This window comes from Pantoea dispersa (assembly GCF_014155765.1).
GTDB classification, from domain to species: Bacteria; Pseudomonadota; Gammaproteobacteria; order Enterobacterales; family Enterobacteriaceae; genus Pantoea; species Pantoea dispersa.
In genome coordinates, this window is record NZ_SCKT01000001.1 from 845,315 (window position 1) to 871,016 (window position 25,702).

At 59.2% G+C, this 25,702-nt stretch carries 25 protein-coding genes; 15 read left to right on the top strand and 10 right to left on the bottom strand.

What is annotated here, in order from left to right; translation table 11 throughout:
• Positions 1-275: 275 nt before the first annotated feature.
• From trxB to infA, 5 genes are all read left to right on the top strand, one after another.
• Entirely contained in the window at positions 276-1,241 is a 966-nt protein-coding gene (trxB, locus tag H7K56_RS04060) for a thioredoxin-disulfide reductase (RefSeq protein WP_058775366.1), read from the top strand.
• 145 nt (positions 1,242-1,386) lie between these two features.
• Positions 1,387-3,159: a heme ABC transporter permease/ATP-binding protein CydD gene (gene cydD / locus H7K56_RS04065; protein WP_150360626.1), complete on the top strand. Its 1,773-nt coding sequence runs from the start codon at positions 1,387-1,389 to the stop codon at positions 3,157-3,159.
• Positions 3,159-4,889: a heme ABC transporter ATP-binding protein/permease CydC gene (cydC, locus tag H7K56_RS04070; RefSeq protein WP_150360625.1), complete on the top strand. Its 1,731-nt coding sequence runs from the start codon at positions 3,159-3,161 to the stop codon at positions 4,887-4,889. Before cydD ends, cydC begins: the two co-directional genes overlap by 1 nt.
• A 32-nt stretch (positions 4,890-4,921) precedes the next feature.
• Positions 4,922-5,614: a leucyl/phenylalanyl-tRNA--protein transferase gene (gene aat, locus H7K56_RS04075; protein ID WP_031279861.1), complete on the top strand. Its 693-nt coding sequence runs from the start codon at positions 4,922-4,924 to the stop codon at positions 5,612-5,614.
• Positions 5,615-5,960: 346 nt separating this feature from the next.
• Positions 5,961-6,179 (top strand): translation initiation factor IF-1, encoded by a 219-nt coding sequence (infA, locus tag H7K56_RS04080; RefSeq protein WP_002211347.1) that lies wholly within the window; start codon positions 5,961-5,963, stop codon positions 6,177-6,179.
• Positions 6,180-6,272: 93 nt separating this feature from the next.
• Here infA and clpA read toward each other — a convergent pair whose 3' ends face one another.
• Together clpA and clpS are read right to left on the bottom strand one after the other, a co-directional pair.
• Entirely contained in the window at positions 6,273-8,552 is a 2,280-nt protein-coding gene (gene clpA, locus H7K56_RS04085; RefSeq protein ID WP_021508362.1) for an ATP-dependent Clp protease ATP-binding subunit ClpA, read from the bottom strand.
• 55 nt (positions 8,553-8,607) lie between these two features.
• Positions 8,608-8,928, bottom strand: a complete 321-nt coding sequence (gene clpS / locus H7K56_RS04090) for an ATP-dependent Clp protease adapter ClpS (protein ID WP_021508363.1) — start codon at positions 8,926-8,928, stop codon at positions 8,608-8,610.
• 323 nt (positions 8,929-9,251) lie between these two features.
• Between clpS and cspD the strand changes: the two genes are divergently transcribed.
• On the top strand, positions 9,252-9,473 hold the full coding sequence (gene cspD / locus H7K56_RS04095) for a cold shock-like protein CspD (protein WP_058757774.1): 222 nt from the start codon (positions 9,252-9,254) through the stop codon (positions 9,471-9,473).
• A gap of 90 nt (positions 9,474-9,563) precedes the next feature.
• Here the strand turns inward: cspD and H7K56_RS04100 are convergent, their stop codons facing one another.
• Positions 9,564-11,204 (bottom strand): ATP-dependent nuclease, encoded by a 1,641-nt coding sequence (locus tag H7K56_RS04100; RefSeq protein WP_150360624.1) that lies wholly within the window; start codon positions 11,202-11,204, stop codon positions 9,564-9,566.
• Positions 11,205-11,338: 134 nt separating this feature from the next.
• Here H7K56_RS04100 and H7K56_RS04105 point away from each other — a divergent pair, with 134 nt between their 5' ends.
• From H7K56_RS04105 to ltaE, 3 genes are all read left to right on the top strand, one after another.
• A complete protein-coding gene (locus tag H7K56_RS04105; protein ID WP_150360623.1) occupies positions 11,339-12,238 on the top strand; it encodes a LysO family transporter in 900 nt (299 codons plus the stop codon).
• Between the two features lie 109 nt (positions 12,239-12,347).
• A complete protein-coding gene (gene poxB, locus H7K56_RS04110; RefSeq protein WP_021508366.1) occupies positions 12,348-14,069 on the top strand; it encodes a ubiquinone-dependent pyruvate dehydrogenase in 1,722 nt (573 codons plus the stop codon).
• Positions 14,070-14,138: 69 nt separating this feature from the next.
• Positions 14,139-15,140 carry a low-specificity L-threonine aldolase gene (ltaE, locus tag H7K56_RS04115; protein ID WP_150360622.1) on the top strand — a complete coding sequence of 334 codons (1,002 nt, stop codon included), beginning with the start codon at positions 14,139-14,141 and terminating at the stop codon, positions 15,138-15,140.
• Positions 15,141-15,155: 15 nt separating this feature from the next.
• On the opposite strand, the gene H7K56_RS04120 is transcribed toward ltaE, so the two are convergent.
• Together H7K56_RS04120 and H7K56_RS04125 are read right to left on the bottom strand one after the other, a co-directional pair.
• Positions 15,156-15,980 carry an N-acetylmuramoyl-L-alanine amidase gene (locus H7K56_RS04120; RefSeq protein WP_125308436.1) on the bottom strand — a complete coding sequence of 275 codons (825 nt, stop codon included), beginning with the start codon at positions 15,978-15,980 and terminating at the stop codon, positions 15,156-15,158.
• Entirely contained in the window at positions 15,980-16,300 is a 321-nt protein-coding gene (locus H7K56_RS04125) for a heavy metal-binding domain-containing protein (protein WP_058757780.1), read from the bottom strand. The genes H7K56_RS04120 and H7K56_RS04125 overlap by 1 nt, the downstream gene beginning before the upstream one ends.
• A 108-nt stretch (positions 16,301-16,408) precedes the next feature.
• Here H7K56_RS04125 and H7K56_RS04130 point away from each other — a divergent pair, with 108 nt between their 5' ends.
• The 6 genes from H7K56_RS04130 (at position 16,409) to H7K56_RS04155 (ending at position 20,941) form a co-directional block, all read left to right on the top strand.
• The gene (locus tag H7K56_RS04130) at positions 16,409-16,948 is read left to right on the top strand and encodes a lipoprotein (RefSeq protein WP_021508370.1); all 540 of its coding nucleotides are present in this window, start codon (positions 16,409-16,411) and stop codon (positions 16,946-16,948) included.
• A gap of 239 nt (positions 16,949-17,187) precedes the next feature.
• A complete protein-coding gene (gene artP / locus H7K56_RS04135; protein ID WP_021508371.1) occupies positions 17,188-17,916 on the top strand; it encodes an arginine ABC transporter ATP-binding protein ArtP in 729 nt (242 codons plus the stop codon).
• A 15-nt stretch (positions 17,917-17,931) separates the two neighbouring features.
• Positions 17,932-18,663: an arginine ABC transporter substrate-binding protein gene (gene artJ, locus H7K56_RS04140; RefSeq protein ID WP_021508372.1), complete on the top strand. Its 732-nt coding sequence runs from the start codon at positions 17,932-17,934 to the stop codon at positions 18,661-18,663.
• A gap of 6 nt (positions 18,664-18,669) precedes the next feature.
• Positions 18,670-19,383, top strand: coding sequence for an arginine ABC transporter permease ArtQ (artQ, locus tag H7K56_RS04145; RefSeq protein WP_021508373.1), 714 nt, complete (start codon positions 18,670-18,672; stop codon positions 19,381-19,383).
• Between the two features lie 3 nt (positions 19,384-19,386).
• Positions 19,387-20,055, top strand: a complete 669-nt coding sequence (gene artM / locus H7K56_RS04150; protein WP_021508374.1) for an arginine ABC transporter permease ArtM — start codon at positions 19,387-19,389, stop codon at positions 20,053-20,055.
• Positions 20,056-20,209: 154 nt separating this feature from the next.
• Positions 20,210-20,941, top strand: a complete 732-nt coding sequence (locus tag H7K56_RS04155; RefSeq protein ID WP_021508375.1) for an arginine ABC transporter substrate-binding protein — start codon at positions 20,210-20,212, stop codon at positions 20,939-20,941.
• A gap of 63 nt (positions 20,942-21,004) precedes the next feature.
• Here H7K56_RS04155 and rlmC read toward each other — a convergent pair whose 3' ends face one another.
• The 5 genes from rlmC to potG all read right to left on the bottom strand — a co-directional run bounded on the left by rlmC (position 21,005) and on the right by potG (position 25,662).
• Positions 21,005-22,141: a 23S rRNA (uracil(747)-C(5))-methyltransferase RlmC gene (gene rlmC, locus H7K56_RS04160; protein ID WP_088516406.1), complete on the bottom strand. Its 1,137-nt coding sequence runs from the start codon at positions 22,139-22,141 to the stop codon at positions 21,005-21,007.
• Between the two features lie 48 nt (positions 22,142-22,189).
• Positions 22,190-22,654 carry a YbjO family protein gene (locus tag H7K56_RS04165; RefSeq protein ID WP_021508377.1) on the bottom strand — a complete coding sequence of 155 codons (465 nt, stop codon included), beginning with the start codon at positions 22,652-22,654 and terminating at the stop codon, positions 22,190-22,192.
• Between the two features lie 66 nt (positions 22,655-22,720).
• Positions 22,721-23,566 carry a putrescine ABC transporter permease PotI gene (gene potI / locus H7K56_RS04170; RefSeq protein WP_058757786.1) on the bottom strand — a complete coding sequence of 282 codons (846 nt, stop codon included), beginning with the start codon at positions 23,564-23,566 and terminating at the stop codon, positions 22,721-22,723.
• Positions 23,563-24,519, bottom strand: coding sequence for a putrescine ABC transporter permease PotH (gene potH / locus H7K56_RS04175; protein ID WP_021508379.1), 957 nt, complete (start codon positions 24,517-24,519; stop codon positions 23,563-23,565). Before potH ends, potI begins: the two co-directional genes overlap by 4 nt.
• A gap of 9 nt (positions 24,520-24,528) precedes the next feature.
• The gene (gene potG, locus H7K56_RS04180; RefSeq protein ID WP_021508380.1) at positions 24,529-25,662 is read right to left on the bottom strand and encodes a putrescine ABC transporter ATP-binding subunit PotG; all 1,134 of its coding nucleotides are present in this window, start codon (positions 25,660-25,662) and stop codon (positions 24,529-24,531) included.
• Positions 25,663-25,702 lie beyond the last annotated feature (40 nt).

Sequence of the window (25,702 nt, forward strand, 5' to 3'; positions counted from 1 at the left end):
CGCAAAAGCGCAGGCGATTGTCAAAGTAAAACATCCAAATTCAGTACAAGATGCCAGACAGCGTACTGGGTTGCTGTTTTTAAATGAGAATTTTTATACAGCTGCACCACAAATTGCCGAGCAATGCCCCCTTTTGGCGCAGCGCACGTGCAGAATTGCCATTCATCGTCTACGCCGCTTGCAGTGATTGTTAACAAAATTGCTGAAACCTTTTTTTGCGACAGTAATTTCCCTACAATCGAAAACTATGTTGTCAGACACACACTGAGGAACGCATGAGTACGGCCAAACACAGTAAGCTGCTCATTCTGGGCTCCGGCCCTGCCGGTTACACCGCAGCGGTTTATGCCGCCCGCGCTAACCTGAACCCGGTTTTGATTACCGGACTGGAAAAAGGCGGCCAGCTCACCACCACGACTGAAGTCGAAAACTGGCCGGGCGACCCGCACGATCTGACCGGCCCTGCGCTGATGGAACGCATGCAGGAGCATGCTGAGAAGTTCAACACCGAAATCATCTTTGACCATATTCACACGGTTGATTTGCAGAACCGTCCGTTCCGCCTGACCGGCGACAGCGGCGAATACACGGCGGATGCGCTGATCATCGCGACCGGTGCCTCAGCGCGCTACCTTGGCCTGCCGTCAGAAGAGGCATTCAAAGGCAAAGGGGTATCGGCCTGCGCCACCTGTGATGGTTTCTTCTATCGCAACCAAAAAGTCGCGGTTATTGGCGGCGGTAACACGGCCGTTGAAGAGGCGCTCTATCTGGCGAACATCGCTTCTGAAGTGCACCTGATTCACCGTCGTGACAGCTTCCGCGCTGAGAAAATCCTGATTGACCGCCTGATGGAGAAAGTGCGTAACGGCAACATCGTGCTGCACACTGACCGCGCGCTGGACGAGGTGGTAGGCGATCAGATGGGCGTCACCGGGTTGAAACTCTCGTCAACCAAAGGTGAAGCTCCGCTCTCGCTGGAAGTGGCGGGCCTGTTTGTCGCCATCGGTCATAGTCCGAACACGGCGATTTTCGATGGCCAGCTGGATCTGGAAAACGGCTATATCAAAGTGCAGTCCGGCCTGCAGGGCAATGCGACGCAGACCAGCGTGCCGGGCGTGTTCGCTGCCGGTGACGTAATGGACCACATCTATCGTCAGGCCATTACCTCTGCCGGTACCGGCTGTATGGCCGCGCTGGATGCGGAACGTTATCTGGATGGTCTGGTTAAAAACGATAAGTAAGTTGTTAATTATCTGATCATAATTGCACTGAGGCGGCCACTTTTGGTCGCCTTTTTTATCGCCTGCGTGCTACAGTTCTGCCACCCGTCTGTCCGGCATTTAGCGTCGGATTTTGCCTCTCGTCACGGTGATCAAACGGCTTCGCATGAACAAATCACGGCAACACGAACTGCTGCGCTGGTTACGCCAGCAACGTCATCATGGCGCACGCAGCCTGCGACTGGCTTCGCTGGCAGGTTTTGCTGCGGCGTTAATTCTCATCGCCCAGGCCTGGCTACTGGCCTCCCTGCTGCAAAAACTGCTGGTGGAACAGCAACCCCGCGCTGAACTGGTGAGTGATTTCCTGTTACTACTGCTGTGCTTCGCACTGCGCGCCGCGCTGCACTATGGTCGTGAGATGGCCGGTTTCAGGGCTGGCGTGGCGATTCGCCGTGCACTGCGGCAACAGGTGCTGGACCGGCTGAACGCGCTCGGTCCGGCCTGGATTCAGGGCAAACCGGCCGGGAGCTGGGCAACGCTGCTGCTGGAACAGATTGAAGAGATGCAGGAGTATTACGCGCGCTATCTGCCGCAGATGTCGCTGGCGGTGTTTGTGCCCTGCGCCATCCTGATCGCCATTTTCCCGATAAACTGGGCTGCCGGACTGATTCTGCTGGCGACCGCGCCGCTGATTCCGCTGTTTATGGCGCTGGTCGGCATGGGTGCGGCCGATGCCAACCGGCGTAATTTTCTTGCGCTGGCGCGTCTGAGCGGCGATTTCTATGACCGTCTGCGCGGACGCGAAACGCTGCGCCTGTTTCACCGCGCGGACGCTGAGCAGCAGGCGATTGCCGCCACTACGCAGGATTTTCGTCAGCGCACCATGGAAGTGCTGCGCCTCGCCTTTCTCTCCTCTGCGGTGCTGGAGTTTTTCGCCTCGCTGGCGATTGCCGTGGTCGCGGTCTATTTCGGCTTCTCGTACCTGGGTGAACTCAATTTTGGCCACTACGGCACCGGCGTGACGCTGTTTGCCGGTTTCCTCGCGCTGATTCTTGCTCCCGAATTTTTCCAGCCGCTGCGCGATCTTGGCACCTTTTACCATGCCAAAGCGCAGGCGGTGGGCGGCGCAGACGCGCTGGATACCTTCCTGCGCGAAACGCCCCAGCACGCGCCGCAGGCGGCCACGCAAACGCTGGATGCTGACGCGCCATTCTCCCTCCGGGCGCAGGATCTGGTGATCATGACCGCTACCGGCGAGGCGCTGTCACAGCCGCTGAATTTCAGCCTTACTCCCGGTCAGCGCGTGGCGCTGGTCGGGCAAAGCGGCGCCGGAAAAAGTGCGCTGATGAATGTCCTGCTCGGTTTTCTGCCCTACCAGGGTTCACTGTGCATTAACGGCCAGGAACTGCGCGACATCAGCCGCAGCAGCTGGCAGCAGCAGCTGGCCTGGGTAGGACAAAATCCGCAGCTGCCGGCGGCGACGCTGCGTGACAATCTCCAGCTCACTGACACGCCGGTGGACGAGGCCACGCTGACCGCCGTGCTGCAGCGCGCTGGCGTCAGCGAATTTTTGTCGCGTCTGCCGCAGGGGCTGGATACGCCAGTTGGCGATGGCGGCATCGGCCTGTCCGTTGGGCAGGCACAGCGCATCGCCGTTGCGCGGGCGCTGCTGAAACCGGCCCGCCTGCTGCTGCTGGACGAACCGGGATCCGGGCTCGACAGCCAGAGCGAGCAGCACGTGATGGGCGCGCTACAGCAGGCCGCACAGCAGCAAACCACGTTAATGATTACCCATCAGCTGCACGCCCTCGACCAGTGGGATGAAGTGTGGGTGATGCAGGCCGGACAACTGGTGCAGCAGGGCCACTGGCAACAGCTGATCGCAGAAGCCGGCCCGCTGCGCGAGCTGGCGCAGCATCGTCAGAAGGAGATTGCCTGATGCGCACGTTACTGCCTTTCCTGCGCCTGTATCGCCGCCATCCGTGGCGTTTAGGTCTTGGCGTGGTGCTGGCGATTGTCACGCTGCTCGCCAGCATCGGCTTGCTGACGCTGTCCGGCTGGTTTCTTGCTGCCTCTTCGCTGGCTGGCGTCGCCGGCTTGTACAGCTTCAATTACATGCTGCCCGCAGCTGGTGTGCGTGGCGCGGCAATCACCCGCACCGCCGCGCGCTATTTTGAACGGCTGGTGAGCCACGACGCCACTTTCCGCGTGCTGCAGCATCTGCGCGTCTTTACCTTCAGCCGGCTGATGGCGCTGGCACCGGCGCAGCTGGCGCGCTTTCGTCACGGCGAACTGCTGAACCGCTTTGTCAGCGATGTTGATACCCTCGACCATCTCTATTTACGCGTTATTTCTCCACTGCTGGGTGCGGCGGTGGTGATTGTGGTGGTGACCTGTGGCCTGGCGCTACTCGATATGCGACTGGCGCTGCTGCTTGGGGCGATCATGTTGCTGACGCTGCTGCTGATGCCGCCGCTTTTCTGGCGACTCGGCGCGCGCACCGGCGCGCAGATTGCCCGTTACCAGGCTCGCTGGCGCCTGCAACTGACGCACTGGCTCAGCGGACTGGCCGAGCTGCAGATTTACGGCGCGGCGGCGCTGTGGCGACAGCGGCTGGATCAGGAAGAACGTGCGTGGCAACAGGCGCAGCAGCAGCAACACCGGCTGCAGGCGGTGGCGCAGAGCCTGCTTACGTTGATCGCCGGCAGTACCGTTACGCTGCTGCTGTGGCTGGCCGCCAGCGGCGTCGGCACCAATAGCACACCGGGTGCACTGATTGCCCTGTTTGTGTTTTGCGCGCTGGCCGCGTTTGAAGCGCTGGCACCGGTGGCCGGCGCATTTCTGCCACTGGCGCAGGTGACGCACGCGGCGCAGCGCGTGCAGGAGATCATCGATCAACCGCCAGCCATTCACTTCCCGACACAACCGGTCGCGACGCAGCGCGGCCTCAGCCTGACGCTGGAACAGATCGATTTCAGCTATCCGCAACGGCCAGAAGCAGTACTGCACAACTTCTCCCTGACGTTAGCAGCCGGTGAACATCTGGCGCTGCTAGGCCCGACCGGCTGCGGAAAATCCAGCCTGCTGGCGCTGATCACGCGCGGCTGGGAAGCGCAGCGCGGCACGATTCGCCTGAACGGGATTGATCTGGCGGCGTGGGACGAAGCCAGCCTGCGTCAGCGCATCAGCGTTGTCACGCAGCGCGTCCATCTGTTTAGCCAGACGCTGCGCGCTAATCTGCTGCTGGCAGCACCACAGGCCAGCGATGCACAGCTGATTGACGTACTGCAGCAGGTTGGGCTGGCGCATCTGACGCAGCACAGCGAAGGACTGAATGCGTGGATGGGTGAAGGCGGCCGGCCGCTGTCCGGCGGTGAACTGCGCCGGCTGGCGATTGCCCGTGCGCTGCTGAACGATGGCGACCTGTGGCTGCTGGATGAGCCGACCGAAGGTCTGGATGCCGCGACCGAGCAGCAGATTCTCACGTTACTACAGCAGGTTAGCCAGGGAAAAACGCTGATCATGGTGACGCATCGCCTGAGCGGACTGGAAAAAATGGATCGCATCTGTGTGCTTGACGGTGGGCAGATTATCGAATCCGGCAGCCATGACGAATTAATCTCAAAAGCGGGACGCTACTGGCGTTTCCAGCAGCGCTTTGCGCTATAGTCTATGCGTTTAGCCTGAGGGTGACCGACGCCATGAGACTGGTACAACTTTCCCGGGATTCGCTCAATTTCCCGCCGCCGGAGATGGCGCTGCGTGAGCCAAACGGCCTGCTGGCCATGGGTGGCGATCTCTCCCCTGCCCGCCTGATGAATGCCTATCAGCGCGGTATTTTTCCGTGGTTTTCGCCCGGCGATCCAATTTTATGGTGGTCACCAGATCCACGCGCGGTCCTGCTGCCGGAGTCGTTTCATCTCAGCCGCAGCATGGCGCGCTTCCATCGCCGTTCGCCCTATCGCGTCACCATGAATCACGCCTTTGCTCAGGTGGTGGAAGGTTGCGCCAGCGGGCGTCAGGAAGGCACCTGGATCACCTTTGAAGTGAAACGCGCCTGGCTGCGCCTGTATGAGCTGGGCCATGCGCACTCAATTGAAGTCTGGCAGGATCAACGTCTGGTTGGCGGCATGTATGGTCTGGCGCTCGGACAGATTTTTTGCGGCGAGTCGATGTTCAGCCGGGCGGAAAATGCCTCTAAAACCGCGCTATGGGTTTTCTCACAGCACTTTATTGCGCATCAGGGACGGCTGATCGATTGTCAGGTGCTGAATCCGCATACCGCCTCGCTGGGCGCAGTTGAAATTCCGCGCGTCGATTATCTGCAATACGTGCAAACGCTGGCCTGGCAACCGGTGCAGGCCGGCTGCTGGCAAACACAAACCCTTTTTTGACTGTCCCCGCAGATGTTTTGCACACAATTCCCGACAAAAGTGATACAATAAGCGAGTTTGGTATGTCGTCCGCGCTTCGCTGTGGCGAGCCGGAATTGCCAGGCTGGGAATCTCACCCTGTTCCCGAAGCTGTTTCAGTTGCGCACCCGATGCCGATTGCTGCAGATTCTTAGCCCGCTAATCCCCCGCAGACGTCAAAAACACCCGAATTTATCCGTAATGCACGCGCAGCGGCGCGACGCACGGCGAAGCGTTGGCAAAAACAGCCAACGTTTCTTTACATAAATCATGGAATTCGGCATTATCTTGCCGGTTCAACAGTTTGGTAGTTCACCCAGAGGATTCGATGGCCAAAGAAGACAATATTGAAATGCAAGGTACCGTACTGGATACGTTACCTAACACCATGTTCCGCGTAGAGCTTGAAAACGGGCACGTGGTTACCGCTCATATCTCCGGTAAAATGCGTAAAAACTACATCCGCATCCTGACGGGCGACAAAGTGACTGTCGAGTTGACCCCGTACGACCTGAGCAAAGGCCGCATTGTCTTCCGTAGTCGCTAAGTTGTTGCACTCGCCTCGCGTTTGCTGATGTAAACTAAGCGCGAAAAAAAAGGCCGGATTTTAATCCGGCCTTTTTCTTATCTGCGCACCCGCTTAATGCACGGTGCCCTCGGTTTTGCGTTTTTCCGCACTCATGAAGTGGTAGGTGAGCTGGTTTTTCTCTTTATCCAGTCCAACCGACACCGATCCGCCATCCACCAGCGAGCCAAACAGCAGCTCATTAGCCAGCGGTTTCTTCAGGTTTTCCTGCACGGTACGCGCCATCGGACGCGCGCCCATCGCTTTGTCGTAACCTTTTTCGGCCAGCCAGTCGCGCGCATCATCGCTGACTTCCAGCGACACACCTTTCGCATCCAGCTGTGCCTGCAGCTCAACAATAAATTTATCCACCACCTGATGGATCACCTGAGTATCGAGGTGACGGAACCAGATAATGTTGTCGAGACGGTTACGGAACTCCGGCGTAAAGATCTTTTTGATCTCTTCCATTGCGTCGGTGCTGTTGTCCTGCTGAATCAGGCCGATGGATTTACGCTCGGTCTCGCGCACCCCGGCGTTGGTAGTCATCACCAGCACCACGTTGCGGAAGTCCGCTTTGCGGCCGTTGTTATCGGTCAGCATTCCGTTATCCATCACCTGCAGCAGCAGGTTGAAGACATCCGGATGGGCTTTCTCGATCTCATCCAGCAGCACCACCGCGTGCGGATGCTTGATCACCGCATCGGTCAGCAGACCGCCCTGATCAAAGCCGACGTAGCCCGGAGGCGCACCAATCAAACGACTGACGGTGTGACGCTCCATATACTCGGACATATCAAAGCGCAGCAGCTCAATGCCCAGCGCCTTCGCCAGCTGCACGGTGACCTCGGTTTTACCGACCCCGGTCGGACCCGCAAACAGGAACGACCCGACTGGCTTACGCTCCTGCCCCAGACCCGCGCGGCTCATCTTGATGGCTTCAGTCAGCGCTTCAATCGCGTTGTCCTGACCAAACACCAGCATTTTCAGACGGTCGCCGAGATTTTTCAGCGTATCGCGATCGGTGGCCGAAACGCTCTGCTCCGGAATACGCGCGATGCGCGCCACCACGGATTCGATGTCCGACACGTTGACGGTTTTCTTGCGCTTGCTGACCGGCACCAAACGCGCACGCGCGCCGGCTTCATCGATCACGTCAATCGCCTTGTCCGGCAGATGACGGTCATTGATGTATTTCACCGCCAGCTCAACCGCCGCACGTACCGCTTTGGCGGTGTAGCGCACATCGTGATGCGCTTCGTACTTCGGCTTCAGCCCGTTAAGAATTTGTACCGTCTCTTCAACCGATGGCTCAGTGATATCAATTTTCTGGAAACGGCGCGCCAGCGCACGATCCTTCTCAAAGATATTGCTGAACTCCTGATAGGTCGTGGAACCCATCACGCGGATTTTACCGCTGGAAAGCAGCGGCTTGATCAGGTTCGCCGCATCCACCTGGCCGCCCGATGCCGCACCGGCACCGATAATGGTGTGGATCTCGTCGATGAACAGAATGCTGTTGTTATCCTGTTCCAGCTGTTTCAGCAGCGCTTTAAAACGTTTTTCAAAATCACCGCGGTATTTGGTACCGGCCAGCAGCGAACCGATATCCAGCGAGTAGATGGTGCACTCTTTCATCACTTCCGGCACGTCGCCCTGCACAATGCGCCAGGCGAGCCCTTCCGCAATCGCAGTTTTACCGACGCCCGATTCGCCCACCAGCAGCGGGTTATTCTTGCGACGACGGCACAGCACCTGAATGGCCCGTTCCAGCTCTTTATCGCGACCGATCAGCGGGTCAATTCCGCCGACGCGAGCAAGCTGATTAAGATTGGTGGTGAAGTTTTCCATACGTTCCTCCCCGCCTGCTTGCTCTTCGTTAACCGGATTTTCCGCGCTGTTCTGCGGCTGGCCCGGTTCGTCTTTACGCGTACCATGGGAGATGAAGTTCACCACATCAAGGCGGCTCACTTCGTGTTTGCGCAGCAGGTAAGCCGCTTGCGACTCCTGCTCGCTGAAAATGGCGACCAGCACGTTCGCACCGGAAACTTCACTGCGACCGGATGACTGGACATGGAAGACCGCACGCTGCAGCACACGCTGGAAGCTGAGCGTCGGCTGAGTGTCGCGCTCCTCTTCGCTGGCAGGCAGCACCGGCGTGGTTTGTTCGATGAAGGCTTCGAGTTCCTGACGCAGAGCCGCAATATCCACCGTACAGGCTTCCAGTGCCTCTCTGGCCGACGGGTTGCTGAGCAGCGCCAGCAACAGATGTTCGACGGTCATAAACTCGTGACGGTGCTCGCGCGCTCTGGCGAAAGCCATGTTTAAACTGAGTTCCAGTTCTTGATTGAGCATTTGGCACCTCCCCCAATTATCGCTCTGACGGACTGAATCCTATATGGAGACAGCTTCAGGCTTTTTCCAGCGTACACAGCAACGGATGTTGATTTTCCCGCGCGTAATTGTTCACCTGGGCGACTTTGGTCTCCGCCACTTCTGCAGTGAATACACCACAGATTGCCTTTCCATGGTAGTGAACTTTCAGCATCAGTTGCGTTGCACGTTCAACATCATAAGAAAAGAACTTTTGCAGAACGTCAATAACAAATTCCATAGGTGTATAATCGTCATTATTCAGAATGACTTTATACATTGAAGGCGGCTTTAACCCTTCGCGTACTTTGTCTTCGGCCAGATGTTCAAAGTTAAGCCAGTCGTTTGTGTTTGCCATAATGTTCCGTTGAAATTCTGCGTTACGGTAGCGCACATTTCTGTGCTCTCACCTCAAGTTTAACACGCCTGTCAAGCCGCTTTTCCTGTGGCAAAAATCGGTCCTGAAAGCGCATGCGCGACCTGTATCACAAAATTTGCAATAGCGTTAACTGCCTCAAATTTTGATGAATTTCTCCCCGTGCGCCAGAGCCGTTTGCTTGACGATAAGGTCCGTTTCTCTACATTCTACTTACACAAGCTGATTGAGTTTTAAACAAACTCGACTCACAGCTTCAATGACCTCACCTACTTATCAAAATGTCTTGCGAGGGAAGTAAAAGCATGGAGACGGGTACTGTTAAATGGTTCAACAACGCCAAAGGCTTCGGCTTTATCTGTCCGATTGGCGGCGGCGACGATATCTTCGCACACTACTCCACGATTCAGATGGAGGGATACAGAACGCTGAAAGCGGGCCAGCACGTTCAGTTCGATGTCCATGAAGGGCCGAAAGGCAACCATGCCAGTCTGATTGTGCCCTGTGAAGCATCGTCACTCTCCTGACGGGCGCGCGTCTGCTCTCATTCTGACCACTCCCGAAAAAAAATGCCAGCCGCAGACGCTGGCATTTTTCTTTGGCGTCCCGCGTCAGTTTTACTCTGCCCGACCGCGCGCCAGCCACATCACGCGGCCAAACAGCTGATCGAGCAACGGCGGAATCGCCTGCGGCCCGCGTTCGGCCGCTGCCATCGCCACCGCAATCGCCAGTTCCGGCTTCGAGCTGTGATGAATGGCTTTGGTAATAATACGCCGCGCGTTCATCGGCACGTTTAACGGCAGGTGCGCCATCTGGTGATAGACATCACTAAAGCCCTGCTTATAAAGGAAGTGTTCGATGTCGGGCGCCGGGAACTGCGTGAGATGGTCGCTCTCCTGCTCATGCGGCTGTAGCTGGCTGCGCGCGGTGGCGGCATATTTTTTCCCGGCCTCGTCGCCGTCAGTCAGCACGTGCCAGGCAATGCCCATGCGGCGCGCATATTTCAGCAGCGGCTTGAGTCCGGACTGCGCAAACTCAATCACCTTCACGCCTTCCGCGGCAAAATGGTAGCCGCGCTGCCGCGCCAGCTCATTGATGATCCACACTTCGGTTTCACCCTCTACCAGCAACCAGCAGCGGGCAAACAGCGCCGACGGACGGTTGACGCGGATATGAAAGCCGATACGGCGCGCCTCTTCGGCACTTAATCCTTCCGGCCCGATACGCCACGCCGCCACGCGATCGGGTTCGCGCACCAGTCGGCAGATTTGCTCCAGCGCCACCTGTGACAGCAGCTCGCCGGAGTTAGTAGTGGCGATTTTTTGCAGCGGCATCAGCGCCAGCAGATTCCACGCCACCGACAGCATGATGGGATGCAGCCGCGTTTCCGGATCCTCCACCAGCAGCAAGGGGCGCGCGCCTGCGGGCAGCGCATCGTTGCCGTGCGCCTGCAGCAGGAGCGAGAACATGCGCAGCAGAATCACCTGGCGACTGCGCGATTCGGTACCGGCGATCAGCTGATTGAGCTGATCGAGCGAACGCCAGCCCTGACTGCCGTCACGCAGCTCCGGCGCAACCCGCGCGGCGCCCGTGTCCGGTTGCTGTACCAGAAAATAGTGCGCCATCAGCTGCTGCATGGTGTGCAATCCCTGGCGCAACAGCTCGTCGCTCAGGGTTTGCGGCCGCGCCACCAGATCGCGCGTCAGGCTATGCATCTCCTGCGCCAGCGCGCTCAGCGTATCAGCGCGCCGCTGGGTGTCGTTGTCGTTATGGCGCGACCGCCGGCCAAAGCGCGCATCACGCAGGCGCAGCACCGGATAGTACGCGCGCAATTGCGCCAGCGCGGCGTCGGTGCCCGCCAGCGGCAGCACCTCGCCACGCGCGTCAATAAAGCGCCAGCGGGTTTTGACCTCGTTACCCTGGCGCGTCGCCAGCGTACTGAAGCGCAGATAGCGCCCCGCGTCATCCTGCTGCCAGAACGGCGCAAACAGCGCTTCATGCTCATCGCCCTGCGCGCGAAAGCGAAACACCAGCTGCAACTTATATAGGCGTGCTTCCACCTCACCGGGCGGGAAATGGAAGTCCTGTTCCGTGAACATATAGGGCTCAGCGGCCGGTGCCAGCAGCAGCGTTAGCGCATCCAGCAAACTGGATTTACCCCACGCGTTTTCCCCAATCAGCAGGTTGGTGTCGGTCAGCGGCAGCGACAACCGGTTAATGCCGCGAAAGCCGTGTATATCGATATGTTCCAGAATCATCGCGCAGTCCCTCCGTGCTTTGCCAGAGCATGGTCCGCCGCGCTGCGTTGGTCAAGTCGGCAGCGGGAGAAAAGGTTTACACTTCAGGCGTTTTCCATTAGCGTGGCGTCTCGCAAAAAAGGACGTCATTTTTCATGTATACCGGACTGCTTATCATTCTGGTGCCGCTGATGGTGGGCTATGTGCTGCCGTGGCATCAGCCTGCGCTGTTGCAGCGCGTTAACCGCCTGCTGAGTTTGCTGATTTACGCCATTCTATTTTTTATGGGTACCAGCCTCGCCTTTCTCGACAATCTCGGCACCAACTTGCTGATCGTGTTTAAAACCGCACTGATTGCCGCAGGCGCCATTCTGAGCTGCTCGCTGCTGGCGCTGTGGCTGCTGGATCGCCGCTGGCCGTGGCGGCAGCAGCATCGCCAGCAGAATCTGCCCTCGCGCTGGCACATGGTGCTGGAGTCACTCAAGCTGTGTGTGGCGGTGCTGGCCGGTTTCCTGCTGGGATTAACCCAATGGGCGCCGCTGCGCCATGCCTCCACCCTGAGCGAAATTGCGCTGGTGGTGCTGCTGTTCCTGGTTGGCGTGCAGCTGCGCGGCAGCGGCATGACGCTGCGCCAGATCACCCTGAACCGGCGCGGCATGACGGTAGCGCTGGTATCCCTGTGCGGCTCGCTGGGCGGCGGCGTGCTGGCGGCGTGGCTGCTCGGCGTTTCGCTGTCAACCGGACTGGCGCTGGCCAGCGGCTTCGGCTGGTATTCACTGTCCGGCATTCTGATGACCGAAGCGTACGGCCCGGTGATCGGCAGCGCCGCCTTCTTTAACGATCTGCTGCGCGAGCTGGCTGCGGTGCTGCTGATTCCGGTGCTGGTCAACCGCTACCGCAGTATGGCACTCGGGCTGAGCGGTGCCACGTCGATGGATTTCACCCTGCCGATTCTGCAGCGTGCCGGCGGAATGGAGATTGTGCCTGCGGCCATCGTGCACGGTTTTATCATGAACCTGCTGGCACCTATCCTCATCGCCCTGTTTTCCGCCTGACGCGCAGCGCATTTTTTCACGCCCGCTGCGCTGCGGCTTCGTCTACGCTTTCTCTCTGACACGTTTTTTGCCATCCGCCTGGATGGCCAACACCAGAAAGGAGCGAACGATGAAGCAAACTGTGGCGGCCCTGCTGGCCAAAACGCTGGAGAGCGCCGGCGTAAAACGCATCTGGGGCGTAACCGGTGACTCCCTCAACGGACTGAACGACAGCCTCAACCGCATGGGCACCATTGAATGGATGCCAACGCGCCATGAAGAAGTGGCCGCTTTTGCCGCCGGGGCGGAAGCACAAATCAGCGGTGAGCTGGCGGTGTGCGCCGGCTCCTGCGGCCCCGGCAACCTGCATCTGATCAACGGCCTGTTTGACTGCCATCGCAACCATGTTCCGGTGCTGGCAATTGCCGCGCACATTCCTTCCAGTGAAATCGGCAGCGGCTATTTTCAGGAAACCCATCCGCAGGAGTTATTCCGCGAGTGCAGCCATTACTGCGAACTGGTCTCCAATCCGGAACAGCTGCCGCAGGTGCTCGGCATCGCGATGCGTAAAGCCATCCTCAATCGCGGCGTGTCGGTGATTGTGCTGCCGGGTGACGTGGCGCTGCAGGCGGCGCCGGAGAATGCGCGCAGCGAATGGTATCCGCCGCAGCTGCCGCAGGTGGTGCCGTCGGTCAGTGAACTGACGCGCCTCGCAGAGACGCTCAATGAAGCGAAAAATATCACCCTGATGTGCGGCAGCGGTTGCGCCGGTGCCCATGCGGAAGTGGTAAAGCTGGCCGAAACGCTGAAAGCACCGGTGGTGCATGCCATGCGCGGCAAAGAGCACCTCGAGTACGATAACCCGTACGACGTCGGCATGACCGGGCTGATCGGCTTCTCATCCGGCTATCACGCCATGATGAACGCCGACACGCTGGTGCTGCTCGGCACCCAGTTCCCTTATCGCCCGTTCTACCCGGCGGACGCGCGCATTATTCAGATTGATATCAATCCGGCCAGCCTCGGCGCGCACAGTCACGTTGATATGGCGCTGGTGGGCGACATCAAAGCCACGCTACAGGCGCTGCAGCCACAGCTCACCAGTCACAGCGACCGTCATCACCTCGATCGCGCACTGGAGCACTACGCGGATGCGCGCAAAGGGCTGGACGATCTGGCGACCGCCAACGATAAGCAGGCGATTCACCCGCAGTATCTGGCCCAGCAGATCAGCCACTATGCGGCCGATGACGCCATCTTTACCTGTGATGTCGGCACGCCAACGGTGTGGGCGGCGCGCTATCTGAAAATGAACGGCAAGCGCCGTCTGCTCGGCTCGTTTAACCACGGTTCGATGGCCAACGCCATGCCGCAGGCGCTGGGCGCACAGGCCATCGATAAACAGCGTCAGGTGGTTGCGCTGTGCGGCGATGGCGGCTTCAGCATGCTGATGGGCGATTTCATCTCGCTGGCGCAGCTTAAGCTGCCGGTAAAGCTGGTGATCTTTAATAACAGCGTGCTGGGCTTTGTGGCGATGGAGATGAAAGCCGGCGGCTATCTCACCGATGGCACCGATCTGGAGAACCCGGACTTCGCCGCCATCGCTACCGCCTGCGGCATCAAAGGGATCCGCGTGGAAAAAGCCTCGGAGCTGGATGGCGCGCTGCAACAGGCGTTCGCCCACGACGGTCCGGTGCTGGTGGACGTGATCACCGCTAAGGAAGAGTTGTCGATGCCACCGCAAATCAAAGCCGAGCAGGCGAAAGGTTTCAGCCTGTACATGCTGCGCGCGATCCTGAATGGCCGCGGTGATGAAATCGTCGAGCTGGCGAAAACCAACTGGCTGCGGTAAAACGAAGAGACTTGCCGGATTAATCATCATGCGGGCGCTTAGCCCGCTTTTTTATGTCAGGAGAGCAACGTGATCGATTTACGCAGTGATACCGTGACCCGCCCGAGTGCCGCGATGCTGGATGCGATGATGGCGGCCGAAACCGGCGATGATGTCTATCGCGATGATCCCACCGTCAATGCGCTGGAGGCTGAAGCGGCGCGCCTGAGCGGTAAAGCGGCTGCGCTGTTCTTCCCTACCGGCACCCAGGCCAATCTGGTGGCGCTGCTGTGCCACTGCCAGCGCGGCGATGAGTACATCGTCGGCCAGCAGGCGCACAACTACAAATATGAGGCTGGCGGTGCCGCGGTGCTCGGCAGCATCCAGCCGCAGCCGATCCTCGCGGCTGCCGACGGCACGCTGCCGCTGCACGACGTGGCGGCCGCCATCAAGCCGGACGACATGCATTTTGCCCGCACCCGCCTGCTGAGCCTGGAAAATACCCATCACGGCAAAGTGCTGCCGCTGAGCTACCTTGAACAGGCGTGGCAATTTACCCGCGAGCGCCAGCTGGCGCTGCACATTGACGGCGCGCGCATCTTTAATGCCGTGGTGGCGCAGGGTGTGCAGCTGATCGATATCGCCCGCTACTGCGATAGCCTGACCATCTGCCTGTCGAAAGGACTGGGCACGCCGGTCGGCTCCCTGCTGTGTGGTGATGAAGCTTATATCGCGCAGGCGCGGCGCTGGCGCAAAATGACCGGCGGCGGCATGCGCCAGGCCGGCATTCTGGCGGCTGCCGGTCTCTACGCGCTGCAGTATAACGTGGCGCGTCTGCAGGAGGATCATGACAACGCCGCGTGGCTCGGCGCACAGCTCAGCGCTATTGGTGTGGAAGTGGTGAGCCAGCACACTAACATGCTGTTCGTGAAAGTGCCGGCGGAGCAGGTCGCACCGCTACAGCGCTGGATGCTGGCGGGCGACGTGCTGCTCAGCGTAGGTCCGCAGACCCGCATCGTCACCCATCTGGATGTCAGCCGCCAGCAATTACAGCAGCTGGTGGCGCGCTGGCAGGCCTTTCTCCAGCCGTAACGCCGCAACGCGCGGCTACGGTGCCGCGCCGTATTTCGCCAGCAGCGCACGGGCGATGGCCAGCGTCTCGGCATCGGCTTCGCCACGGTAATCACGCGGGCGGAAATGCATCTGAAACGCCGCAATCAGTTTGCGCTGCATCTGCGGCGTTTGCGCAGCGGCAACGTCATAACCATAGCGCTGCAGCGCAGCCAGTAGCGTTGCAGCCTCGACCGGGGCATCCGGCGGCTGGTTAGCCAGATAGCGCTGCACCGTGGCGGCATCCGGCCACGCTCCCAGCCCCTGCCGGGCCAGCTGTTGCCACGGAAACAGCGGACCGGGATCCTGCTTGCGCTGCGGCGCGATATCACTGTGCCCGACAATATTTTCCGGACTGATGCCGTAACGCTGGCTGATATCGCGCACCAGTGCGATCAGGGCCGTGATTTGCGCGGCGGTGAACGGCTGCCACTGCCGGCCGGTCAGCGTGCGGCGATAGCCGTCATTGACGATTTCGATGCCAATTGAGGTGTCATTAATGCGCGTTGCACCGCGCCAGAAGCTCGGTCCGGCATGCCACGCCAGCTGGTTTTCAGGCACCAGCTGCCAGATCACCCCGGCGCCGTTTTTCTGCGGCGGCTGCTGCGGAATCAGATAGTGCGCGCTGACGTTGCGGTCCGTCAGGGTCGCCAGCGACGAGGGAAAATCCTCCGCCGTGTAGTGGATTACTACCACTTTGATGCGCGGTCTGGCCCCCTGCGCCGGGTGCGCGCTATCGACCCAATAGCCGTTGCGCGCTTCCAGCGTCGACTGGCAGGCGCTGAGCAGCAGCGCCATCGCCAGCAGTAACACCGCACGCATTAGCGCACGATCACCGCAGTACCGGTAACGCTCACCATCAGCATGCTGCTGTCTTTGCCCACGGTTTCGTAGTCAATATCAATGCCAACCACTGCATTGGCGCCCAGCGCTTTCGCCTGTTCTTCCAGCTCTTCAAAGGCGATCTGCCGCGCTTTGCGCAGCTCTTTCTCATAAGCACCGGAGCGGCCGCCGACGATATCGCGGATGCCGGCAAAGAAGTCGCGGAAAATGTTGGCACCGAGAATCGCTTCGCCGGTCACAACGCCGCAATATTCAGTGATGCTGTGCCCTTCCAGGGTTGGCGTAGTCGAAAATTTCATCGTTCTCTCCTGTGGTGATTCATGAGGCGATAGCTCGTACGGCGTAAAAGCACGGCTATACTCTATGCTAAAAATGGCGCTTTGCCAGTGAACAATAAGGAAATCGAGATGAGAAACAAAGCCTTTGCGCTGCTTGTTCCCGCTGCATTGCTGCTGAGTGCCTGTACCACCGTTGAGCCGGTGATCAAGGACAACGGGCCGCGTACCGCACCCTGCGTTGACGGCGGTCCGGACAGCGTGGCGCAGCAGTTCTACGATTTACGTGTCAGCCAGCCAACCCAGGGATTGCCGGACAGCACCACGCTGGCAAAATATCGCCCGTACCTGAGCGACAACCTGTATCAGAAACTGCTGCATGCCAGCAGCCAGAGCAACCCACCGGCAGCGTGGCGCCAGGGCGATCTGTTCTCCAGCCTGGCACAGGGGCCTACTGCCGCTGACGTGGCCAGCGCCTCCAGCATTCCTAACCGCGACGCGCGTAATATTCCGCTGCGCGTGACGCTGAGCCGCGGCGATAAAAGCTGGCGCGATGAAGTGCTGATGATCCACGAAGGCACCTGCTGGGTGGTGGATGATGTGCGCTACGTCGGCGACTGGCCACACGCCGGTGGCGGCTCGCTCAGCCAGCTGCTGGAAGAGAAAAAATAGTCGCGCATTTTTTCCGCACTCAGCCGCAACCATTAGCGCGCCGCACCATTGCGGCGCCGCTAAGCTTCCGCGCAACAGCCAACGCTTACCCGTCAGCCCCTTTCCCCACTGCCCTGCCCGATTTTGTGCTACGCTTTTGCTGTTTAATTGCTCTTTAATAAATTTTAACCCACCTCAATTGCATAACTATTCTGGTGACGTTAAGATTTGCGACACTAATTGCTATTCATTTTTTGCGCATGAGTATTCAACTAAACGCCATCAACTGTTTTTACGGTGCCCATCAGGCGCTGTTCGATATCAACCTGGCCTGCCCGCAGGGCGAAACGCTGGTGTTGCTCGGCCCGAGTGGCGCGGGTAAAAGTTCACTCCTGCGCGTGCTCAACCTGCTGGAGCTGCCGCGTTCCGGTAGCCTGCAGATTGCCGGCAACCATTTCGATTTCAGCCAGACGCCGTCCGACAACGCGATTCGCGAACTGCGCCAGAATGTCGGCATGGTGTTCCAGCAGTACAACCTGTGGCCGCACCTCAGCGTGATGCAGAACCTGATCGAAGCACCCTGTCGTGTGCTCGGGCTCAGCAAAGATGCGGCACGCGCGCGCGCCGATAAACTGCTGGAACGCCTGCGTCTGACGCCGTACGCCGATCGTTTTCCCCTGCACCTTTCCGGTGGCCAGCAGCAGCGCGTGGCAATTGCGCGCGCGCTGATGATGGAGCCGCAGGTGTTGCTGTTTGATGAACCGACCGCCGCGCTCGACCCGGAGATCACGGCGCAGATCGTCAGCATCATTCGTGAGCTGGCGCAGACGCAGATCACGCAGGTGATTGTCACCCACGAAGTTGAGGTGGCGCGCAAAACCGCCAGCCGCGTGGTGTACATGGAGAACGGTCGCATCATTGAACAGGGCGATGCCAGCCACTTTACACAGCCGCAAACCGAGGCGTTTGCTCATTATCTTTCGCACTAAGTCAGGATGCTTCTAATGAAAAAAGTTGTACTTGCTGCACTGCTTGCCAGCCTGAGCCTGAGCGCTTCTGCCGCGCAAACCCTGCGTTTCGCGACCGAGGCGTCTTATCCGCCGTTTGAATTTGTCGACTCCGACAACAAAATCCAGGGCTTTGACGTCGATCTGGCCAATGCGCTGTGCAAAGAGATCGATGCGACCTGCACCTTTACCAACCAGGCCTTCGACAGCCTGATCCCCAGCCTGAAATTCCGCCGTTTTGACGCGGTGATGGCCGGCATGGATATCACGCCAGAGCGTGAAAAGCAGGTGCTGTTCACCAAACCTTACTACGACAACTCTGCGACCTTCATCGCGCAGAAAGGCAAGCTGGCGGACGTTGCGGCGCTGAAAGGCAAGCGTGTGGGCGTGCAGAACGGCACCACGCACCAGAAATATCTCTCTGACAAGCACAGCGACATCACCATCGTGCCTTACGACAGCTACCAGAATGCGGTGCTCGACCTGAAGAATGGCCGTATTGATGCGGTGTTCGGGGATACCGCCGTGGTTAACGAGTGGCTGAAGCAGAATGCCAACCTCGCCGCGCTGGGTGAGAAAGTGACCGACAAAGCCTACTTCGGCACCGGTCTCGGCATCGCCGTGCGTCAGGGCAACAGCGAACTGCAGCAGAAGTTCAACGGCGCGCTGGATAAGATCAAAGCCGACGGCACCTACAAAACCATCTACAACAAATGGTTTCAGCAGTAATTTCTGATGAATGAAATGATTCCACTCGCAAGCGCCGCCGGCATGACCGTCGGCCTTGCCGTTTGTGCCCTGATCGCCGGCCTCGCGCTGGCGATGATTTTTGCTGGCTGGGAATCGCTGCGCTGGAAACCGCTGGCGTGGATCGGTACCGGGCTGGTGACGCTGATTCGCGGCCTGCCGGAAATTCTGGTGGTGCTGTTTATCTATTTCGGTGCCTCGCAGCTGCTGCTGACGCTGTCGGACGGCTTCCAGCTCAATCTGGGCCTGTTCACCCTGCCGGTGCAGATGCAGATTGAGAACTTTGATGTCAGCCCGTTCCTGTGCGGCGTGATTGCGCTGGCGATGCTCTATTCAGCTTACGCCTCTCAAACGCTGCGCGGTGCGCTGAAAGCGGTGCCGTCCGGCCAGTGGGAATCAGGCCAGGCGCTGGGCATGAAAAAGTCAGCGATTTTCTTCCGCCTGATTATGCCGCAGATGTGGCGCCATGCGCTGCCCGGACTCGGCAATCAGTGGCTGGTGCTGCTCAAGGATACGGCGCTGGTGTCGCTGATTAGCGTCAACGATCTCATGCTGCAGACCAAAAGCATTGCGACGCGCACCCAGGAGCCGTTTACCTGGTATCTGGTGGCTGCCGCGATCTATTTAGTGATTACGCTATTCAGTCAGGCGGTACTGCGCCGTATTGAATCACGTACCACGCGTTTCGAGCGGGGGGCCTGACGCATGCTGGCGTATTTACCTGAGCTACTGAAAGGCCTGCATACCAGCCTGACGCTAACGGCCGCCTCGCTGGTCGCCGCGCTGCTGCTGGCGCTGCTGTGCACCATTGTGCTGGCGCTGAAGCTGCCGCTGCTCAACTGGCTGGTCAAAGGCTATATCACCCTGTTTACCGGCACGCCGCTGCTGGTGCAGATTTTCCTCATCTATTACGGTCCCGGCCAGTTCCCCAGCATTCAGAACGTGCCGTGGCTCTGGCATTTACTGTCGCAGCCGTGGCTGTGTGCCATGCTGGCGCTGTCGCTTAATAGCGCAGCCTACACCACACAGCTGTTCTACGGCGCGGTGCGCGCCATTCCGGCCGGGCAGTGGCAGTCCTGCGCCGCGCTGGGCATGCGCCGCCGCGATACGCTGCGTATTCTGCTGCCGTACGCGTTTAAGCGCGCCCTCTCCTCTTACTCCAACGAAGTGGTGCTGGTGTTCAAGAGTACTTCGCTGGCCTATACCATTACGCTGATGGAGGTGATGGGCCACGGCCAGCTGCTGTATGGCCGCACCTATGACGTCACCGTGTATGCTGCCGCCGGTCTGATTTATCTGGTGGTTAACGGCCTGCTGACGCTGCTGATGCGCCTGGTCGAGAAGCGCGCGCTGGCGTTTGAGCGCCGCAACTGATCGTCTGACGCGGTGCGAAGGAAAGCGCCGCGCCCTTTCTCGCTATATTTGATTGCAGCGAAATAAATTTTTAATCATATTTATTGCATACAAATGCATTAACTGGCATCGTGTAAATCGTTTCGCCTCTGGCATGGTTTACAGGAGCCTTATAATGAAAAAATGGATTGTTGCGGCAGTGATGGCAACGCTGGCAATGAATGCTTATGCGGCAGAGAAAATTCGTTTTGCTGCCTCAGCCACCTATCCCCCGTTCGAATCACTCGATCAGAATAACCAGATTGTCGGTTTTGATATCGACCTCGCTAAAGCGCTGTGTCAGCAGATGCAGGCCGAGTGCACTTTCACCAACAATGCCTTTGATAGCCTGATTCCTTCGCTGAAATTCCGTCGCTATGACGCGGTCATTTCCGGCATGGATATCACCGCCGAGCGCAGTAAGCAGGTCGATTTTACCCAGCCCTACTACGCCAATTCGGCGATTGTCATCGCCCATAAAGGTGAATATAGCGACTTTAGCCAGCTGAAAGGCAAACGCATCGGCGTGGAAAACGGCACCACCCATCAGAAATACCTGCTGGAGAAGCATCCGGAAGTGATTGCGGTGGCCTACGACAGCTACCAGAACGCAATCCTCGACCTGAAAAATGGCCGGCTCAACGGCGTATTTGGTGACAGCGCAGTCGTCAATCAGTGGCTGAAGGCCAATGCGGATTTGAGCACGGTCGGCGAGCACATTACCGACAGCGACTACTTCGGCACCGGGCTCGGCATTGCGGTGCGCAAGGGCAACAGCGCGCTGCTGCAACAGCTGAACAGCGCGCTGGCGGCGCTGAAAGCCAACGGTCGCTGGCAGCAGATCAATCAGAAGTGGTTCCCGGAATAAGCATTATGGAGTTGCGTGGCGCCGGGCCTGCCAGGTTCTGCACGTCCTCAGCGCAGCCGGGCGCTACGCGATTCCACCCTTACGACGCAGTAACGTCAGCACCTCGAAATGTGCGGTGTGCGGGAACATATCGAACAGCTGCACGCGGCTGATGTCATAGTCGGCCAGGCGGGCAATGTCCTGCGCCATGCTGGCGGGATTGCAGCTGGAATACAGGATGTAGTCCGGCGCCATGCGGCTCAGCCAGGCGCACAGTTCTGCCCCAATACCGCGACGTGGCGGATTGACCAGCACCAGCTGCGGCACGCTCGTATGCCCGGTGGCAAACTGCGTGGAATCCAGCGCGGCAAAACTCACCTGCTCTAACCCCAGCTGCTGCGCCGACTGCTGCGCGCAGGCGATGGCTTCCGCACTGATTTCAATGCCGGTAAGCTGCATCTGCGGCGTGGCGCAGTGCAGGCCAAAGCCGCCAACGCCACAGAACAGATCCCACATGCTGTGCACCGGCAGCTCCGCCACCCAGTCGCGTGCCGTTGCGTACAGCGCAGCCGCCACCTGCGGGTTAGTCTGGAAGAAACTTTGCGGACGGATATACAGCGGCACGTCGTTGAAGCGTTCCGGCAGCGCCTGCTCAGGCGTCAGCGCCATCTCCTCCTCGCCCTCCAGTATCGCCATGTGCACCGGCTGAATATTGGCGGAGATCACCTGGAGCTGCGGCAGCTGCTGTTGCAGCCACGGCAGCGCGGCGCGCAGCTGCGCCAGTTTGCTGTGCGAGCGCAGGACAAAACGCAGCATCATGCCGCCCTGGGTACTCTCCGTCAGCAGCAGAAACTTCAGCTCGCCGCGTTTGCGCGCCACGTTGTACGGCGTCAGACCGGCACGGGCGATAAAGGGTTTCAGCACGTCGAATACCGCCGCGAAGCTGGCGGGATAGAGCGGACAGGCGCAGAGATCCACCGGCTCGCCGTCTCGCGCCACCATACCGAACAGCGGTTTTTCCACGCTGCCGCTCACCACCATCTTGGCTTTATTGCGAAACCCCTGCTGCGCCGAGGTGACCGGCGGCCGCCAGTCAGCGACCGGCATGCCGTCCAGCAGCTGCGTCAGCTGCGTCTGCTTGTCGCTGAGCTGTTGCGGATAGGGTTTTTCCAGCCACTGACATGAGCGACAGCGACCGGCCTGATAAAGCGCGCAATGCATGGAAAGGCCTGTATTGAGAATCTGGAGCAAAAACGGGGGCCGATTGTATCACCGGCTGCGGAAAAATGCGCGACTGCTGGCCGGCACAAACAGCAACAGCAGCACCAGCACATCCGGCAGTTTCTGCAGCAGCGTGTGGTGAATAATCTGCGCGTTATTCTCGCCGGGAATGCTGAAAATCTCCGGATAGATCCAGCCCACCGACGCCATCAGCATGTACAGCAGCACCACGATCTGCGTGGCCACATATCCCCAGCGCCCGGCATTACTGCCGCGCATCAGGGTAAAGGCACAGCGCAATTCAAACAGGAAAATCAGCTGGCTGGCGATAAAGATCAGCGTGGAGTCCCACGCCTGCGCGCTGCGGTGCACAAAATTGGCGATTTCGTCATAGCCCAGCTCATTGGCCAGCATCAGCACGCTGATACAGCGCGTGGCGATAATGGCGCTGCCGGCAATGGTCACCGGCACGGGCGTGGAGGTTAACACCAGGTTTTTCAACGTTTCCGACATTGCGCGCGCTCCATAAGAAAAGGCTGACAGAGTCAGCCTTGCTTATATTGGCAAATGTTGCGTCACTCAGCCACGTTTTGCTTTCTGAATATCGCGCAATCGCTGTTTTTCTTCGTGCGCCATAAAGCGCCAGGCGATAAAGCCGACCAGCCCGACCACAAACAGAATCAGCGAGGCCAGCGCGTTGATCTCCGGATTGACGCCGCGCCGCACCGTGGCAAAGATCGCCATCGGCAGCGTGGTAGCGCCCGGCCCGGTGACGAAGCTGGCGATCACCAGGTCGTCCAGCGACAGAGTAAACGCCAGCAGCCAGCCGGTAATGATCGCCGGGGCAATCATCGGCACGGTAATCACGAAGAACACCTTCAGCGGCGTAGCGCCGAGGTCCATCGCCGCTTCTTCAATTGAGCGATCCAGCTCGCGCAGCCGCGAGTTGATCACCACCGCCACGTAGGCGGTACAGAACGTGACGTGCGCCAGCCAGATGGTCAGCATGCCGCGATCGCCCGGCCAGCCAAAGGTGTTACCCATCGCCACGAACAGCAGCAGCAGTGACAAACCGGTGATCACGTCGGGCATCACCAGCGGCGCGGTGAGCATGAAAGCAAAGCCGCTGTGGCCGCGAAAACGCCCGAAGCGCACGATAATCACCGCCGCCATGGTGCCGAGCACCACTGCCATGGTGGCCGACAGCGCCGCGATGGTCAGGCTCAGGCCAACCGCATCCAGCATCGCATCATCCTGGAACAGCACGCGATACCAGTGAAACGAGAAGCTCTCCCATACCGTCACCAGCTGCGAGCTGTTGAAGGAGTAAACCACCAGCAGCAGCATCGGCGCGTACAGGAACAGGAAGCACAGCGCCAGAATCGCGGTGCGCCACGGAGAGCGGATTACCGGTAGCTGATTCATCCCTTCTCCCCCATTTCACGGTTTTGATGTTTGTGGAACCAGACGATAGGCAGAATCAGGATCAGCAGGATGATCACCGCCAGCGCCGAGGCCACCGGCCAGTCGCGGTTGTTGAAGAACTCCTGCCACAAAATGCGCCCAATCATGATGCTGTCCGGTCCGCCGAGCAGTTCCGGGATCACGTACTCGCCCACCGCCGGAATAAATACCAGCATTGAGCCAGCAATAATGCCGCCTTTGGTCAGCGGCACGATGACGCTGAAGAAAGTTTTCAGCGGGCGCGCGCCGAGGTCGAGCGATGCTTCCACCAGCGAATAATCAATGCGCGTCAGCGCGGTGTAGATCGGCAGCACCATAAACGGCAGGTAGCAGTAAACGATACCGATATACACCGCTGTGTTGGTGTACAGGATGATCAGCGGATGATCGATCACGCCAAGCCACATCAGGAAGCGGTTGAGGATCCCGTTGTTGTTCAGCAGTCCCATCCATGCATAGACGCGCACCAGGAACGAGGTCCACGACGGCAGGATCACCAGCAGCAGCAGGATGGTGCGCATGGAGGGCTTGCTGTGCGCCACCGCCCACGCCAGCGGATAACCGATCAGCAGACAGATCACCGTTGAGATCGCCGCCACCTTCAGCGAGGTGAGATAAGCTTCGGCGTATAGCGGATCGTCGGTCAGCGTCAGGTAGTTGCCCAAATTGAGCACCAGGTTGAGCTGGTCGTCCGCCCAGGTCACCAAATCGGTGTAAGGCGGAATGGCGCGCGCAATATCGGCGAAACTGATCTTCAGCACGATGAGGAACGGCAGCATAAACAGCAGGATTAGCCACAGATAAGGCAGCGCGATCACCAGCTTGCGACCATGTTGCATTTTCATGCGCGTGCCCCAGCGCTGCAGCGGTGTGCCCGCTACCTCCGGCTCGCTGCGTTGAGAAATCTGGCTCATAGCGCCTCCTTAAACCGTCAGGACCACACAGCTGTCGGCATCCCAGCACAGGCGCACTTCATCGCCCCAGGTGGGCGCGCCTTTCCGGTAGCGATGCGCATTCTGCAGCTGGGCGCTGATCATCTGGCCGCTGCGCAGCCGGACGTGGTAAATCGACAGATCGCCGAGATAGGCGATGTGCACCACTTCGCCGACGGCAAAGTTGCAGCCGTCGGCCGGCACCTCGTCGCACAGCATGACTTTTTCCGGCCGCAGCGCCACGTGCACCGGCACGTTGTCCACAATCGACACATCGGTCTGCACCTTGAGCGGATGCATCAGCCCCGGACTGTCGATCACCACGCCCTCGTCGCGGCGTTCACGCAGCAGGCCATCAAACACATTCACCGAGCCGATAAACTCGGCGCTGTAGCGGCTGGTCGGGTGCTCGTAAATCTCTTCCGGCTCGCCAATCTGCACAAATTTACCGCGGTTCATGATGGCGATGCGGCCCGCCATGGTCATGGCCTCTTCCTGATCGTGGGTCACCATCACGCAGGTAGCGCCCACGCGCTCCAGAATATCCACCACTTCATGCTGCATGCGGTCGCGCAGTTTTTTATCCAGCGCGCCCATCGGTTCGTCGAGCAGCAGCAGCTTGGGACGTTTCGCCAGGCTACGCGCCAGCGCCACGCGCTGACGCTGGCCGCCAGAAAGCTGGTGCGGCTTACGTTTGGCGTACTCTTCCATATGCACCAGCGCCAGCATCTCTGCCACGCGGCTGCTGATTTCGCCTTTCGGCAGTTTGTCCTGCTTCAGGCCAAAAGCGATGTTCTGTTCCACCGTCATGTGTGGAAACAGCGCGTACGACTGGAACATCATGTTGATGGGCCGCTGATACGGCGGCACGTGGGACAGATCCTGACCATCCAGCACAATCTGGCCACTGCTGGGAATTTCAAAGCCGGCCAGCATCCGCAGCAGCGTGGACTTGCCACAGCCGGAAGCGCCCAGCAGTGCGAAAATTTCGCCTTTGTAAATGGTCAGGCTGACATCATCCACGGCGTGCTGGCCGTCAAACGATTTCGTCAGGTTGCGGATTTCCAGCAGCGGCGTTAACGCCTTAGCCGTTTTATTTTGGGGGCGGGGAATCGCGTCGTTCACTCACATGTCTCCGGCGCTAAGCGGGATAGCGCGGCACAGC